The sequence below is a fragment of the Bradyrhizobium sp. JHI2711 genome, assembly GCF_056156565.1.
Map to the genome: position 1 here is coordinate 1,849,813 of NZ_JBPZPT010000002.1, position 14,562 is coordinate 1,864,374.

The 14,562-nt window shown below is 65.0% G+C and carries 13 protein-coding genes; 7 read left to right on the forward strand and 6 right to left on the reverse strand.

Translation table 11 applies throughout. The features are described 5' to 3' along the window. Nucleotides 1-8: 8 nt before the first annotated feature. Complete coding sequence (locus ACTEK7_RS21215) at nucleotides 9-1,655, forward strand: GMC family oxidoreductase (RefSeq protein ID WP_225146891.1); 1,647 nt, start codon at nucleotides 9-11, stop codon at nucleotides 1,653-1,655. Between the two features lie 1,352 nt (nucleotides 1,656-3,007). On the opposite strand, the gene ACTEK7_RS21220 is transcribed toward ACTEK7_RS21215, so the two are convergent. Both ACTEK7_RS21220 and ACTEK7_RS21225 read right to left on the reverse strand, forming a co-directional pair. Continuing rightward, entirely contained in the window at nucleotides 3,008-3,850 is an 843-nt protein-coding gene (locus tag ACTEK7_RS21220; RefSeq protein WP_036013181.1) for an AAA family ATPase, read from the reverse strand. A gap of 107 nt (nucleotides 3,851-3,957) precedes the next feature. Continuing rightward, complete coding sequence (locus ACTEK7_RS21225) at nucleotides 3,958-4,203, reverse strand: GlsB/YeaQ/YmgE family stress response membrane protein (RefSeq protein WP_008559660.1); 246 nt, start codon at nucleotides 4,201-4,203, stop codon at nucleotides 3,958-3,960. Between the two features lie 123 nt (nucleotides 4,204-4,326). Here ACTEK7_RS21225 and ACTEK7_RS21230 point away from each other — a divergent pair, with 123 nt between their 5' ends. The 3 genes from ACTEK7_RS21230 (at nucleotide 4,327) to sseA (ending at nucleotide 7,041) form a co-directional block, all read left to right on the forward strand. Next, the gene (locus ACTEK7_RS21230; RefSeq protein ID WP_225146892.1) at nucleotides 4,327-5,502 is read left to right on the forward strand and encodes a vWA domain-containing protein; all 1,176 of its coding nucleotides are present in this window, start codon (nucleotides 4,327-4,329) and stop codon (nucleotides 5,500-5,502) included. A gap of 130 nt (nucleotides 5,503-5,632) precedes the next feature. After that, nucleotides 5,633-6,046, forward strand: coding sequence for a rhodanese-like domain-containing protein (locus ACTEK7_RS21235; RefSeq protein ID WP_028179894.1), 414 nt, complete (start codon nucleotides 5,633-5,635; stop codon nucleotides 6,044-6,046). A gap of 137 nt (nucleotides 6,047-6,183) precedes the next feature. Continuing rightward, on the forward strand, nucleotides 6,184-7,041 hold the full coding sequence (sseA, locus tag ACTEK7_RS21240; protein ID WP_225146893.1) for a 3-mercaptopyruvate sulfurtransferase: 858 nt from the start codon (nucleotides 6,184-6,186) through the stop codon (nucleotides 7,039-7,041). A 180-nt stretch (nucleotides 7,042-7,221) separates the two neighbouring features. On the opposite strand, the gene ACTEK7_RS21245 is transcribed toward sseA, so the two are convergent. Further along, nucleotides 7,222-7,992, reverse strand: coding sequence for a hypothetical protein (locus tag ACTEK7_RS21245; RefSeq protein ID WP_225146894.1), 771 nt, complete (start codon nucleotides 7,990-7,992; stop codon nucleotides 7,222-7,224). Between the two features lie 368 nt (nucleotides 7,993-8,360). Here ACTEK7_RS21245 and ACTEK7_RS21250 point away from each other — a divergent pair, with 368 nt between their 5' ends. Further along, nucleotides 8,361-9,557 carry a L,D-transpeptidase family protein gene (locus ACTEK7_RS21250; RefSeq protein ID WP_225147061.1) on the forward strand — a complete coding sequence of 399 codons (1,197 nt, stop codon included), beginning with the start codon at nucleotides 8,361-8,363 and terminating at the stop codon, nucleotides 9,555-9,557. A gap of 55 nt (nucleotides 9,558-9,612) precedes the next feature. Here ACTEK7_RS21250 and ACTEK7_RS21255 read toward each other — a convergent pair whose 3' ends face one another. Both ACTEK7_RS21255 and ACTEK7_RS21260 read right to left on the reverse strand, forming a co-directional pair. Next, nucleotides 9,613-10,575 carry a D-2-hydroxyacid dehydrogenase family protein gene (locus ACTEK7_RS21255; protein WP_036013192.1) on the reverse strand — a complete coding sequence of 321 codons (963 nt, stop codon included), beginning with the start codon at nucleotides 10,573-10,575 and terminating at the stop codon, nucleotides 9,613-9,615. 130 nt (nucleotides 10,576-10,705) lie between these two features. After that, nucleotides 10,706-10,921: a hypothetical protein gene (locus tag ACTEK7_RS21260; RefSeq protein WP_128263772.1), complete on the reverse strand. Its 216-nt coding sequence runs from the start codon at nucleotides 10,919-10,921 to the stop codon at nucleotides 10,706-10,708. Nucleotides 10,922-11,156: 235 nt separating this feature from the next. On the opposite strand from ACTEK7_RS21260, the gene ettA reads away from it, so the two are divergent. Together ettA and ACTEK7_RS21270 are read left to right on the forward strand one after the other, a co-directional pair. Continuing rightward, nucleotides 11,157-12,806 carry an energy-dependent translational throttle protein EttA gene (gene ettA, locus ACTEK7_RS21265; protein WP_036028509.1) on the forward strand — a complete coding sequence of 550 codons (1,650 nt, stop codon included), beginning with the start codon at nucleotides 11,157-11,159 and terminating at the stop codon, nucleotides 12,804-12,806. A 7-nt stretch (nucleotides 12,807-12,813) separates the two neighbouring features. Further along, nucleotides 12,814-14,040: a lytic murein transglycosylase gene (locus ACTEK7_RS21270; RefSeq protein WP_225146895.1), complete on the forward strand. Its 1,227-nt coding sequence runs from the start codon at nucleotides 12,814-12,816 to the stop codon at nucleotides 14,038-14,040. A gap of 177 nt (nucleotides 14,041-14,217) precedes the next feature. On the opposite strand, the gene ACTEK7_RS21275 is transcribed toward ACTEK7_RS21270, so the two are convergent. Next, nucleotides 14,218-14,499, reverse strand: a complete 282-nt coding sequence (locus tag ACTEK7_RS21275; RefSeq protein WP_036013199.1) for a hypothetical protein — start codon at nucleotides 14,497-14,499, stop codon at nucleotides 14,218-14,220. Between the last annotated feature and the right edge of the window lie 63 nt (nucleotides 14,500-14,562).

A 14,562-nucleotide genomic window follows, 5' to 3' on the forward strand; every position in this document is an offset into this window, starting at 1 on the left:
GAGGGACCATGGATAGATTTGATTATGTGATCGTAGGCGCGGGCTCCGCCGGTTGCGTGCTCACCAGCCGGCTCAGCGAGGACCCCAACACCTCCGTTTGCGTGCTCGAGGCGGGCCCGTCCGACTGGCATCCCTACATCCATCTGCCGGCGGGCTTCATCAAGACCTTCCACATGAAGAGCATCAACTGGGCCTACCAGCAGGAGCCCGGTCCGTGGACCGGCGGGCGCAGCATCTACGCGCCGCGCGGCAAGACGCTCGGCGGCTCGTCCTCGATCAACGGCCACATCTACAATCGCGGCCAGCGCATGGATTTCGACACCTGGGCGCAGATGGGCAATCGCGGCTGGGGCTATGCCGACGTGCTGCCCTACTTCCGGCGGCTGGAGAAGCGGATCGGCGAGGGCGAGGACACCTATCGCGGCCGCGACGGCAGCCTCGTCGTCACCACCATGAACTGGCGCGATCCGCTCTGCGAGGCCTTCATGGAAGGCGCGGTCTCGCTCGGCATTCCCCGCAACCCCGATTACAACGGCAAGACCCAGGAAGGCGTCTCCTACTGCCAGCGCACCATCAACAACGGCCTGCGCGTCTCCGGCGCGACCGCGTTCCTCAAGCCGGCGATGAAGCGGCCCAACGTGCATGTGCATACGCATGCGCACGCGACCGAGATCATCTTCGAGGGCAAGCGCGCGGTCGGCGTGCGCTACATGAAGGGCGGCCGCGGCGGCCAGCCGGTCGAGGTGCGCGCCAACAAGGAGGTGATCCTGTCCGGCGGCAGCTATAATTCGCCGCAGCTGCTGCAGCTCTCCGGTATCGGTTCGCCCGACCTGTTGCAGCAGCACGGCATCGCCGTGCGTCACGCGCTGCCTGTCGGCGAGGGCCTGCAAGACCATTACGCCCCGCGCACGGTGGCGCGCGTCAAGGACATCAAGACCATCAACGAGCTCCGCCGCGGCTTCTCGCTGTGGATCGAGGCGTTGAAATGGGCGACCCAGCGCAAGGGCCTGCTGTCGCTGTCGCCGACCATGGTCTATTGCTTCTGGCATTCCGGCGAGAGCGCCGAGAGCTCCGACCTGCAGCTCACCTTCACGCCGGCTTCTTACAAAGAAGGCGTGCAGGGCCAGCTCGAGGACGAGCCCGGCATGACCGTGGCGTCCTGGCAGCAGCGTCCCGAGAGCCGCGGCTATGTCCGGATCCGCTCCAGCGATCCGTTCGCGCCGCCGATCATCCAGACCAATTATCTCGACGCCGAGCTCGACCGCCGCGTCATCGTCGGCGGCATGAAGCTGGCGCGGCGCCTCTTGAAGAGTGCGCCGCTCTCGCCCTATTACGCCTACGAGGATTTCCCCGGCCCCAACGTCAACACCGACGACGAATTCCTAGCCGCCGCCACCCAACGCGGCACCACCACCTTCCACCCCGGCTGCACCTGCCGCATGGGCCCGGCGGATTCCACCTGGGCCGTCGTCGACGACCACCTCCGCGTCCACGGCCTCGAAGGCCTCCGCGTCATCGACGCCTCCGTCATGCCGCGCATGATCTCGGCGAATTTGAATGCGTCGACGATGATGATCGCCGACCGCGCCTCCGACCTCATCCGCGGTAAGCAGCCGCTGGAAGCCGCAAGGATTCCGGACGCAGCGGTGGCGTGATATCTTCGTAGGGTGGGTTAGCCAGCGGCGGCGCGAAGCGCGGCCGTAGGCGTAACCCACCGTTTCTTTCGATGTGAAAACGAGCCGTGGCGGTTACGCCTTCGGCCAATCCGCCCTACGCGCTTCACCCATAGGCAAAACGCCAAATGCCCCAATCCGGCGCTGAGCGGCAATCCGTTGGCCAGATTGCCATCTGCGGCATCGTCTTTCTCTGCACCGCTATTCCGCTCGGTCTGCTGCTCCGCGTGGGCTGGCGCGATTGGACCCTCCTTGCCGGCCTCTGGGCGATAATGTACTTCATGGGCGGAATAGGATGGTTTCCTCGGCCCACACCAGTTCAAAAGGCCTTCTCATATGGTCTGCTCGTAGGCACGGTGCTGCCGGCGCTGGAGTGGGCGGCGACGCTTCACGGCCCGTAGCCCGTCGGGCAAAACACCCCGTCACCCCGTCAACCCCTCTCCATAAAAATATTCCGCTTTACCGAAATTCGGAATTGCGGCATAGATCGAACCAGCCCGGCTCACGAAAGAGGGGCGGTTCGCGAGTCGTTCGAAACGCGGGCCGGGTTGCGGTGGACGCGGCAGCGTCGGCACGATGGGTGCGGGTAGGGCGGGTAGTCCCTGTGAGCCCGAGGCCGCGTGCAGACGAACGGCGCTGAAGTCCGGCGAAGCCTCTTGGCGAAGCCGGATGAGCTGCGTACGGCAAAACCGTGTGGTCCTGGCCGTCGTTGCTACGGTCAAGCCTCTTGCGGAGATGCGCGCGAGCCCAACCGGGCGGACGGCATCGTCAATTCGCGGGGCGAGGGAGGCCAGAAGGAATTCGGCTCCCGGGAGAGCACGGCATAAGCCGTCCGACCATCGCGCAGGGAAGGCCGAGTGATCGGCGACACCTGTATGCTGCTGTGCGGTTTCTCTGCGTGTGCTTTTCGCGCAGCGGACCGCGGGTGCCCGTCTGCACCCGGTCTTCCCTGCGCCCTCCTTCTTTTGGGGCGACGGAATGAAGCAAAGCTCGGGCGAGATGAGCCGCGAGGCTGCAAAGCTGTGTCTGCAAATTGAATTGCCAGCGGAGAACGACGCCGTTGCTCCTTGCTCCGTCATTGCGAGCGCAGCGAAGCAATCCAGACTGTTTCCGCGGAGGGATTCTGGTTGCTTCGCTGCGCTCGCAATGACGATGTGGAAGCAGGCGCGTGCCACATTCTCACTGTCATCGCCCGGCTTGACCGGGCGATCCAGTATTCCAGAGGCGGCTGGGATGGAATCGAAAGGCTGCGGCGTACTGGATTCCCCGCCTTCGCGGGGAATGACACCAATGTTTTGAGCGACAGCGGAGCGTTATCGTGAGTGAGCCCCAGCCTACACTTCCCGTCGGCTCAAAAACGCCAGCCGCTCGAACAGATGCACGTCCTGCTCGTTCTTCAGCAGCGCGCCATGCAGCGGCGGGATCAGCTTGCGCGGGTCGCGCTCGCGCAGCTGCTCGGCGCTCATGTCTTCGTTGAGCAGCAGCTTGAGCCAGTCGAGCAGCTCCGAGGTCGACGGCTTCTTCTTCAGGCCGGGCACCTCGCGCACTTCGAAGAAGATGCGCAGCGCTTCCTCGACCAGGCGCTTCTTGATGCCGGGGAAGTGCACGTCGATGATGCGGCCCATCGTGTCGGCGTCGGGGAACTTGATGTAGTGGAAGAAGCAGCGGCGCAGGAACGCGTCGGGCAGCTCCTTCTCGTTGTTGGAGGTGATCATCATGATCGGGCGCTGCTTCGCCTTGATCGTCTCGCCGGTCTCGTAGACATGGAATTCCATGCGGTCGAGCTCGAGCAGCAGATCGTTGGGGAATTCGATGTCGGCCTTGTCGATCTCGTCGATCAGGAGCACCGGGCGCTGCTCGCTGGTGAAGGCGTCCCACAGCTTGCCGCGCTTGATGTAGTTCCGGATGTCGGATACGCGCGCATCGCCGAGCTGGCTGTCGCGCAGGCGCGACACCGCGTCGTATTCGTAGAGGCCCTGCTGCGCCTTGGTGGTGGACTTGATGTGCCAGGTCAGAAGCGGCGCGTTCAGCGCCTTCGCCACTTCCTCCGCCAGCACCGTCTTGCCGGTGCCGGGCTCGCCCTTCACCAGGAGCGGACGCTCGAGCACGATCGAAGCATTGACGGCGACCTTGAGATCGTCGGTCGCAACATAGTCCTTGGTGCCGGTAAATTTCATCGCGCGTCCTTGTTGGTCGTCGTCGCAACGCATTGCCAGTATCAATGGCCTCGGTCACGACAAGCGAACGGCCGCTCGCGGCGGCCGTTCCTGGTTCGGTCAGGCTTTCAGACCCGTTTTATCAGCGAAAGGATGACGAGCACAATCACCGCGCCGATCGTGGCATCGACGATGGCGCCGATTGTGCCTGTTGCCAGCTGGATGTGCAGCTGTGGCAGAACCCAGCTCGCCACCAGCGCGCCGATGATGCCGACGACGATGTTGCCGACCAGCCCAAATCCCGCCCCGTGGACAATCTTGCCCGCAAGCCAGCCGGCGATGGCACCGATGATCAGTGCTGCGAGAATTCCCATTGCAAACGTCCCCCAAACAACCCCTTGACGTCGCCAATTCTAGAGCAAAAAGCCTGCCGGTCCAGCGTCCCGCAGCGGCCTCCGCCCCTTGACGTTCGCCACCCGACGGGCAATCTGTCACCCATGTTCCTGCAATTCTTCACCTCTCTGCGCGAAGCGCAGGTCCCCGTGACGCTGCGCGAATACCTCACGCTGATGGAGGCGCTCGACGCTGACCTTGCGGACTATACGGTCGAGAATTTCTATTACCTGTCGCGCGCCTCGCTGGTGAAGGACGAGCGCAACCTCGACAAGTTCGATCGCGTCTTCGGCACGGTGTTCAAGGGGCTGGAAAGCCTGCTCGAGGCCATGGACAAGGCGGAGATCCCCGAGGAGTGGCTGAAGAAGCTCGCCGAGAAATACCTGACCGAAGAAGAGAAGAAGCAGATCGAGGCCATGGGCTGGGACAAGCTCATGGAGACCTTGAAGAAGCGCCTCGAGGAGCAGAAGGGCCGGCACCAGGGCGGCTCGAAATGGATCGGCACCGCCGGCACCTCGCCGTTCGGCGCGCACGGCTACAACCCCGAAGGCGTGCGCATCGGCCAGGAGAAGAACCGCAACAACCGCGCCGTGAAGGTGTGGGACAAGCGCGAGTTTCGGGATCTCGACGGCAATGTTGAGCTCGGCATCCGCAACATCAAGGTGGCGCTGCGGCGCCTGCGCAAGTTCGCGCGCACCGGCGCGCCCGATGAGCTCGATCTCGACACCACCATTCGCGAGACCGCCAATCACGGCTACCTCGACGTGCACATGCGCCCCGAGCGGCGCAATGCAGTGAAGCTCTTGGTGTTCTTCGACATTGGCGGCTCGATGGATGCGCATATCGAGCAGGTCGAGGAGCTGTTCTCGGCGGCGAAGAGCGAGTTCAAGCACATGGAGTATTTCTACTTCCACAATTGCCTCTATGAAGGCGTGTGGAAGCAGAACAAGCGCCGCTTCACCGATCGCACGCCGACCTGGGACGTGCTGCACAAATACCCGCACGACTACAAGGTCGTGTTCGTCGGCGATGCCTCGATGTCGCCTTACGAGATCATGGTGCCCGGCGGCTCGGTGGAGCATGTCAACGAGGAGCCCGGCTCGGTCTGGCTCGACCGCATCATCCGCACCTATCCGCATACGGTGTGGCTGAACCCGGTGCAGCAGAAGCACTGGGACTATTCGGAATCCACCACCATCATCAAGCGCATCTTCGCCAATCGTATGTATCCGATCACGATCGAGGGGCTGGAAGCTGCGATGAAGGAATTGACGCATTGATGCCTCCCGTCGTCATTCCGGGGCGCCCGAAGGGCGAACCCAGAATCCATCGGGCCGCAGTGCATGTAGAGGAATAGATTCCGGGCTCGCGCTACGCGCGCCCCGGAATGACAACAAGAGGGAGAAGCACGTGCCCCAGACCATCACCCGCGGCATCAAGGCGCTGATCGACGAGGCCAATGCCGAGATCGAGACGCTCACCGCCAAGGACGCCATCGAGATCTCCAAGAACGGCGACGTCGTCATCGTCGACATCCGCGATCCCCGCGAGATCGAGCGCGACGGCCGCATCCCCGGCGCCTTCGCCTGCACCCGCGGCATGCTCGAATTCTGGATCGACCCGCAGAGCCCATACGCAAAACCGATCTTCCAGGAAGACAAGAAGTTCGTGTTCCACTGCGCCGGGGGCTTACGCTCCGCGCTCGCCGCCAAGACCGCGCAGGACATGGGCCTCAAGCCCGTCGCCCACATCGCCGGCGGCTACGCCGCCTGGCGCGATGCCGGCGGGCCCACGGAGAAGTGGGAGCCGAAGAAGAAGGGGTGAGGGCCTTGCCCTCTCCACCCGTCATTCCGGGGCACGCGAAGCGTGAGCCCGGATCCATTGATCCACAGAGTCTGAGGCACGATGGATTCCGGGCTCGTGCTTCGCACGCCCCGGAATGATCAACGGAGAATGCTTCAATGACCACCGCCACCGACCCCCTCGTCTCCACCGAATGGCTCGCCGCTCACATCGGCGATGCCAACGTCAAGATCCTCGACGCCAGCTTCAAGCTGCCGGGCGTGCTGCCGCTGCCGAAGGACGACTATCTCGCCGCGCATCTGCCGGGCGCCGTGTTCTTCGACGTCGATGCGGTGTCGGATCATTCCAACCCGCTGCCGCACATGTTTCCGAGCGCCGAGCAGTTCGGCCGCGACGTCGGCAATCTCGGCATCTCCAACGCGGACACCGTCGTGCTCTATGATGCCGGCGGCTGGGTCGCAGCGCCGCGTGCGTGGTGGATGTTCCTGTCCTATGGCCACAGCAACGTGCGCATTCTCAATGGCGGTCTGAAGAAGTGGCGCACTGAGGGACGCGCGACCGAGAGCGGCGAGGTCAAGCCGAAGCCGACGACCTTCAAGCCGAGCTATGATGCAAACCGCGTGCGCAGCATGCAGCAACTGATCGCCAACGTCGAAAGCCGCAACGAGCAGGTGATCGACGCGCGCGCCGCCGATCGCTTCGAAGGCCGCGCGCCCGAGCCGCGCCCGGGCATCCGCTCCGGTCACATCCCCGGCGCCCGCAACGTGCCCTACAATCTGCTGTTCGACGCCGCGACCGGCGAGATGAAGCCGCTCGACGAGCTCCGCGCCGCCTTCACCAATGCCGGCGTCGAGCTGGATGCGCCGATCGTGACGAGCTGCGGCTCCGGCGTCTCGGCCGGCGTGCTGACGCTCGCGCTCTACCGCCTCGGCATCACCGACACCGCGCTTTATGACGGCTCGTGGTCGGAATGGGGCCAGGCCGGCGGCCCGGCCATCGCGACCGGCCCGGCTTGAGGTTGCAGCCACGATGACGGTGCGCTCCCTCGCCCCGTTCTTACGGGGAGAGGGTTGGGGTGAGGGGCCTCTCTCCACACGATGAGACTATCGACGGACCTGTACCCCCTCACCCGGAACTCGCGCGACGCGCGTATTCCGACCTCTCCCCGCAAGCGGGGAGAGGTGTAAGAATTAAGATCACCGCGTGCGTGCGGTCGTCGTTGTCGCGAAGGCCGGATGCTGCTGACCGAACGGATCGAGCTGCTGCTGCAACTGCTGAGGCGGCGGGCGCCGCACCACGCGGGCTCGCTTCTTGGCTTTCGCCTTGCGCTTGGTCGCCTTGCTGTCCGACTTGGTGCTCTCGGCCTTGCTGCTCTCGGCCTTGACCTTCGCCGGCGCGTCCGTCGCCGCTGTGGCGGCGTTCAGCGCAGCGAGCCTTGCGGAGGCGACATCAAGCGCCGCGGCGGCGAGGGCCGGGTCAGCTGGTTCCGGCTCGCTGGCGATTGCGGCAGGCTGGGCCTCGGGAATCCCGGCCGTGGTGTCGGCGGGGGTCAGCGTATCGATGGAAGCCGGCGCTGCGGCCGTCACGGTCGGTTCGGGCTTGGCTGCTTCGATGGCCGGCACTTCAGCCAGGGGCGCGGCGGCCTCGGGCTGGACGTCGGTCTCGGTCGTCAGTGCAGCAACCTGTTCGGGCTCGCTCAGGGGCAGAGCGATGGTCGGCACCTGGTCGCGCAGCGATGGCGTGGTCTCGGCAGGTGGCTCCGGCTCGGTCCGCAGCACCGCGAGCACCGGCTGGGCCGGCTCGGGCGCCTGCGCAAACATTTGCTCCTGCGGCCCGTTCCGCCAGCCGGGGTTGTTGACATATTGCTGATGGGTCGCCCGGAGCAGCGCGGCGGCCCCTAGGCCGAACACCAGGATGGAGGTTGACAGCAGGATCGCGGCAAACAGGAAGCGAAAGCCGGGAAGCATTGAGCGATTGCGAATTTCCGCCCCGGCGGCGGAAGTAGCCGGGGCTCAAGAGCCATCTGAACGCGGTGACGGTACTGCTTGCCGCGTTCGCCACGCGGGATCGGAGCTCAAAAAGGTGGCGAATCAGGCTGATTCGACCATATCGCAACGTCTCCGCATCGTTCCGTTAAAATCGCGGCCGACCATCGCGCCAATCGAAGGCGCGATACGATTTCAGCCCCATGATGCAACGGGGCAACGGTAGTCTTGCGGATCACAAATCGGCAAATCCGGCGCAAATACGCCTGATATGTCTTGAATGTGCCGCTATCTTCCGTCATCTGGCCGTTAACGGTCCGGTCGGGCTTGGGGACTATACAAGAGCGATGATGATCAAACACTTTCTGACGATATGCGCTGCCGCAACAGTCGCTGCGGCGGGAACCTCGCTCGCTCAGGCTCAGAGCTATCCGATCCAGCAGGTGCCAAGCTATGGCGCGCCGGCCGAATATCGGCCCGCTGACCGCATGCCGAATTTCGACGCGCTCGACGAAGACGACGAGGCGATGCCGCATGCCTCGCTGCCGCCGCCCGGTCCGGCCGACGATCCGCGCTACGGTCGTCCGATGGGCGCGCCTCCGGTCTATTCGGCCGCCCCACCCCAAGGTCCGGTGATGTCGCCGGATGATCCGCGCTATGGGCGCCCGGCTGGCGCCCCGCCGGTCTATTCGGCCGCGCCGCAGGGCCCCGTGATGTCGCCCGACGATCCCCGCTACGGCCGCCCCGCCGGTCCGCCGGCGGTGATCTACGCCGACCGTCCTCCTCAGCAATCGCCCGCCAACGATGGCCTGCGTCCGCCCGAGTCTGTGGGCGGTCCCTCCGCGACTGGGACGGTCCAGGCCGGACAGCCGCCCGTGGGCACGGATGGCCGCCCGGTGACCCTGGCCGCGCTGCCGCCCGAGGAGCAGCCCGATGCCGCGCCGGTGCAGCTGCCGCCGAACCTGCGCCGTCAGGAGGTCGCGTTCCAGACCAAGGAGCCGGCCGGCACGCTCGTGGTCGATACGCCCAACACCTACCTCTATTACGTGCTCGGAGGCGGCCGTGCGATCCGCTACGGCGTCCGAGTCGGCCGCGACGGCTTCACCTGGACGGGCGTGCAGAAGATCACCCGCAAGGCCGAGTGGCCGGATTGGCATCCGCCGACCGAGATGATCGAGCGTCAGCCCTATCTGCCGCGCTTCATGGCCGGCGGCCCGGGTAATCCGCTCGGCGCCCGCGCGATGTATCTAGGTTCGACCGTCTACCGCATCCACGGCACCAACCAGCCCTCGACGATCGGCAAGTTCGTCTCCTCCGGCTGCATCGGCATGCTGAACGAGGACGTCTCCGACCTGTTCGAGCGCGTCAAGGTCGGCACCCGCGTTGTCGTGATGCCGGGTGGTCCGCCGCCGGGAACGGCGACGGCCTCCGCTGCGCCGACGCAGAGCGCTGCCGGGCCGGCTCCGATGTCCGCCCAGGCGGGCCCGGTCCCGGGGACGCAGCCCACCGTTGTGCCGCCGCTGCCCGCGCCGGTCACCGTGCGCTGAGGGCCTCAACTCGATGAGATTGCGAAGGGCGTGCCGTCGGCACGCCCTTTTCGTTTCAGGCCAGCTTCCGCGGCAGCTCGCCGCCTTTGGTGAAGGCGTCGATCGCCTCGACCATCTGGCCGTAATGGATGCGCAGACCATCCGTGGTGGCGTAGCCCAGATGCGGCGTCAGCACGAGATTGTCGAGCTTGCGGAAGGGATGGTCGACCGGCAGCGGCTCGACCGAGAACACGTCCAGGCCGGCGCCTGCGATCTTGCGCTGCTGCAAAGCGTCCAGCAGCGCCTGCTCATCCACGATCGGCCCGCGCGCGGTATTGACCAGGAAGGCCGTCGGTTTCATCCGCGCAAGATCCGCGCGGCTGACGAGGCCACGCGAGCGCTCGCTCAGCACCACGTGGATGGTGACGATGTCGGCCTTGGCGAACAGCTCCTCCTTGGAGGCGTAGCCGACGCCGGCCGCCGCACATTTCTCCGCGGTGAGGTTCGGGCTCCAGGCGATCACGTTCATGCCGAACGCCTTCGCAATGCCCGCCATCTTGCTGCCGAGCTTGCCGAGCCCGACGACGCCGAGCGTCAGCCCTTCGATCTCGACTCCGGCAAATGTCTGCCAGGACTCGCCCGCATGCATGCGCGCGTTCTCTCGGCCGATGCCGCGGGTCAATTCCAGGATCAGGCCCATCGTGAGCGGCGCCGTCGGATCGCGGGAATATTGCGTGCCGCCGATGGCGATGCCGCGCGCTTTCGCGGCCTCGATGTCGATCGCAGCGTTGCGCATGCCCGAGGTCAGCAGCAGCTTAAGCTTCGGCAGGCGATCGAACAGGCTCTTGGGAAACGCCGTGCGCTCGCGCATCGCGCAGATGATTTCGAAGTCGGTGAGCGCACTGGCTGCGGCCTGCTCGGAGGCGAAGGGATGGCTGAACACGGTGACGTCGACGCGATCCGACAATTTCGGCCAATCGGCGACGTCGAGGGCGAGATTGAAATAGTCGTCGAGGATTGCGCAGCGCAGCCGGCTCATCAGCGTTCATCCATGGCGAGAGGTGAAGGCGCCAGGCGGGCGCCGTCATCGGAACCTGGCCATGGTTTGCGCGCAATCGCGCCGGCGCGCAAGCAGCCTGCGTCTTCAAAAGTCCGATAGGGATCGTCGCTCAGAGGTCGCGGGGCTTCAGGCGGAACGGTGCATCCATGCCGTGCTTGGCGCGCCAGGCGGGGCCGGGGCCGCGCATGTAATGCAGTTCGGGCCGGTAGGGATTGAAGGCGGTGACGAAGAAGCGCTTCCAGAAGGCCTTGATCTCCGAGGCGAACCCGGAGTCGCGCCCGGCTCCTGCCGGAACAGGAAGAGAATGGGTCTCGATCAGAGCCATGATGCGGCCTCGCTGTGCTCCCCGTTCGTTCTGAGCGGGTGGCGCTGTTTCCGCGCGAAACCGAGCTTTGGCCTGATTTATTAAAAGATGGTTTCAATTGTCCGGATCGGTGGCCGGATGGTTTCCTGACCGTATTCATCCGTGGTGAACGGACGGAAAACATTGCCCTTTGGGGGCGGCATCGCTACATCGCTGGCGAAGCAAATTTCCTCAAATCGAAGGTTTCACGGGACCGATGGCGCGCCAGTTCATCTATTTCATGCAGGGCCTGACCAAGAGCTACCCGACCCGGAAGGTGCTCGATAACATCCATCTGAGCTTCTACCCGGACGCCAAGATCGGCGTGCTCGGCGTCAACGGCTCGGGTAAGTCGACCCTGCTCAAGATCATGGCCGGTCTCGACAAGGAATACACCGGCGAGGCCTGGGTCGCCGAGGGCGCCCGCGTCGGCTATCTCGAGCAGGAGCCGCAGCTCGATTCCAAGCTGACCGTGCGCGAAAACGTCATGCAGGGCGTCGCCAAGCAGAAGGCGATCCTGGACCGTTACAACGAGCTCGCGGTCAACTATTCGGACGAGACCGCCGACGAGATGACCAAGCTGCAGGACGAGATCGAGGCCCAGGGCCTGTGGGATCTCGACAGCAAGGTCGACCAGGCCATGGACGCGCTGCGCTGTCCGCCCGACGATGCCGACGTGACGAAACTCTCGGGCGGTGAGCGCCGCCGCGTCGCGCTGTGCCGCCTGCTGCTCGACCAGCCCGAACTCTTGCTGCTGGACGAGCCGACCAACCATCTCGACGCGGAATCCGTGTCGTGGCTGGAAGGCCATTTGCGCAACTATCCCGGTGCGATCCTGATCGTCACCCACGACCGCTACTTTCTCGACAACGTCACGGGCTGGATCCTCGAGCTCGATCGCGGCCGCGGCATCCCGTACGAGGGCAATTACTCGTCCTGGCTGGTGCAGAAGCAGAAGCGTCTGGAGCAGGAGGGCCGCGAGGATGCGGCGCACCAGAAGACGCTCGCGCGCGAGCAGGAATGGGTCGCCTCGTCGCCGAAGGCCCGCCAGGCCAAGTCGAAGGCGCGCTACCAGCGCTATGAGGAGCTGCTGAAGAAGGCGAGCGAGAAGCAGACCCAGACCGCGCAAATCATCATTCCAGTGGCCGAGCGGCTCGGCGCCAACGTGGTCGATTTCGAGGGGCTCAGCAAAGGCTTTGGCGATCGTCTCCTGATCGACAACCTCACCTTCAAGCTGCCGCCCGGCGGCATCGTCGGCGTGATCGGTCCCAACGGCGCCGGCAAGACCACGTTGTTCAGGATGATCACCGCTCAGGAGAAGCCGGACTCCGGCACGATCACGGTCGGCGAGACCGTGCATCTCGGCTACGTCGACCAGTCGCGCGACGCGCTCGACGGCAAGAAGACCGTGTGGGAGGAGATCTCTGGCGGCAACGAACTGATCCTGCTCGGCAAGAAGGAAGTCAACTCGCGCGGCTATTGCTCGTCGTTCAACTTCAAGGGCGCGGACCAGCAGAAGAAGGTCGGCGCGCTCTCGGGCGGTGAACGCAACCGCGTCCATCTCGCAAAAATGCTGAAGTCCGGCGCCAACGTCCTGCTGCTCGACGAGCCGACCAACGACCTCGACGTCGACACGCTGCGCGCGCTCGAAGAGGCGCTGGAGGACTTCGCCGGCTGCGCCGTCATCATCAGCCACGATCGCTGGTTCCTCGACCGCATCGCGACGCACATCCTCGCCTTCGAGGGCGAGAGCCACGTCGAATGGTTCGAAGGCAATTTCCAGGATTACGAGAAGGACAAGATGCGCCGGCTCGGCCAGGACAGCATCATCCCGCACCGCGTGAAGTACAAGAAGCTGACGCGGTGATGGCGGCATGATGCGACGGGCGCTCATCGCTGCGGGGATCGTCATCGCCTGCAGCTGGTCGCCCGTCCGTGCTGCCGACGCCGCCTTCACCCAGTTCATCGCCTCGTTGTGGCCGGCGGCCCAACAGGCCGGCGTTTCGCGTGCAACGTTCGATGCGCAAACGCGCGGGCTGGAGCCCGATTACAAGCTGCCCGATCTGCTCTTGCCCGGGCGGCCGGCAACGGGTGCGCCGTCGCAGGCCGAGTTCGTGCAGGTGCCGGCCGACTACGTCAAGGAAGCCTCGATCGCGCGGCTTGCAGGCGAGGGGCAGCGGCTGCTCCAAAAGCATCGGACCTCGCTGGACGAGATCGAGAAGAAGTCCGGGGTGCCGGCGACCGTCATGCTCGCCATCTGGGGCCGCGAGACAGACTATGGCCGGCACACGTTGCCCTACGATCTGGTGCGCGTACTGGCGACGCAGGCCTATGTCGGACGCCGAAAGGATCAGTATCGCAACGAGTTCATTGCCGCGCTCAAGATCCTCGATGAAGGCGTCGTCACGCGCAAGGACATGCGCTCGTCCTGGGCCGGCGCGACCGGCCTCACCCAGTTCCTGCCGTCCGAATATTACAAGCATGGCGTCGATTTCGACGGCGATGGCCGCATCGACATCTGGCACTCGGTGCCGGATGCGCTGGCCTCGGCTGCGCAGCAGCTCGTCAACAAGGGCTGGCAGAGCGGCGTGCGCTGGGCTTACGAGGTGCAGGCGCCGGCGAAGGTCGATTGCACGACGGGCGTGCCGGAGGTGACGAAGCCGATCGGCCAATGGCTGCGCGAGGGTTTTGTCCCGGTACGCGGCCAAAAGCTCAGCGCCGCCGAGCAGGCGCAGCCGGCCTCGCTGCTCCAGCCCGAAGGCATCTACGGCCCGTCATTCCTGACCACGAAGAATTACTTCGTCATCAAGGAATACAATTTCTCCGATCTCTACGTGCTGTTCGTCGGCCACCTTGCCGACCGCATGACAAACCCGCTGCCGTTCGCGACGCCATGGGCGGCCTCGAAACAGCTGCGCACCAAGGACGTCGAGACCATGCAGCGCGAGCTGACGCGGATCGGGCTCTACAAGGACAAGATCGACGGCAAGGCCGGCATGCAGACGCGTGCGGCGCTTGGCGCCTATCAGAAGTCGGCGGGCCTCAAGCTCGATTGCTGGCCGAGCGAAGGGGTGCTGCGTTCGATCCAGGCGGCGCGATAGAGCATGATCCGGAAAAGTGTGAAGCGGTTTTCCGAAAAGATCATGCTCAAACAATAACCTAAAGCGCGATGACGCTTCATCCTAACCGCATCGCGCTTTAGCGTGCGCAAACAAAAAGCCCGGCCGATGCTCTCGGCCGGGCTTTCCGATCGCGGCGCGCAGCGCCAGGCAATCAGATCAGTAGCAGACGCGAACCGGGCGGCTGACCCAGCCGTAGCCGTCCCAATAGCGCTCGCGGCGCCAGTAGCAGGGCGCGGGCGGCGGGGGCTCGGCGATGTAAACGGGGCCGCCATAGGCCGGACGGCTGGAGGCGATTGCGCCGCCGACGATGGCGCCGCCGATCAGGCCGGCTGCGATACCGGCGCCGACGCCGTCATGGGCCTTCGCGGACGGAGCGGCGGTCACCAGCGAACCGGCGACCGTCGCGACCGTGAGGGCGGCAACTAAAGTCTTGTTCATGCTCTTGGCTCTCCTGGGAGATGGGTTCCTCCTGTTAGAGGCGCCCGGGTTTCAAAGGTTCAC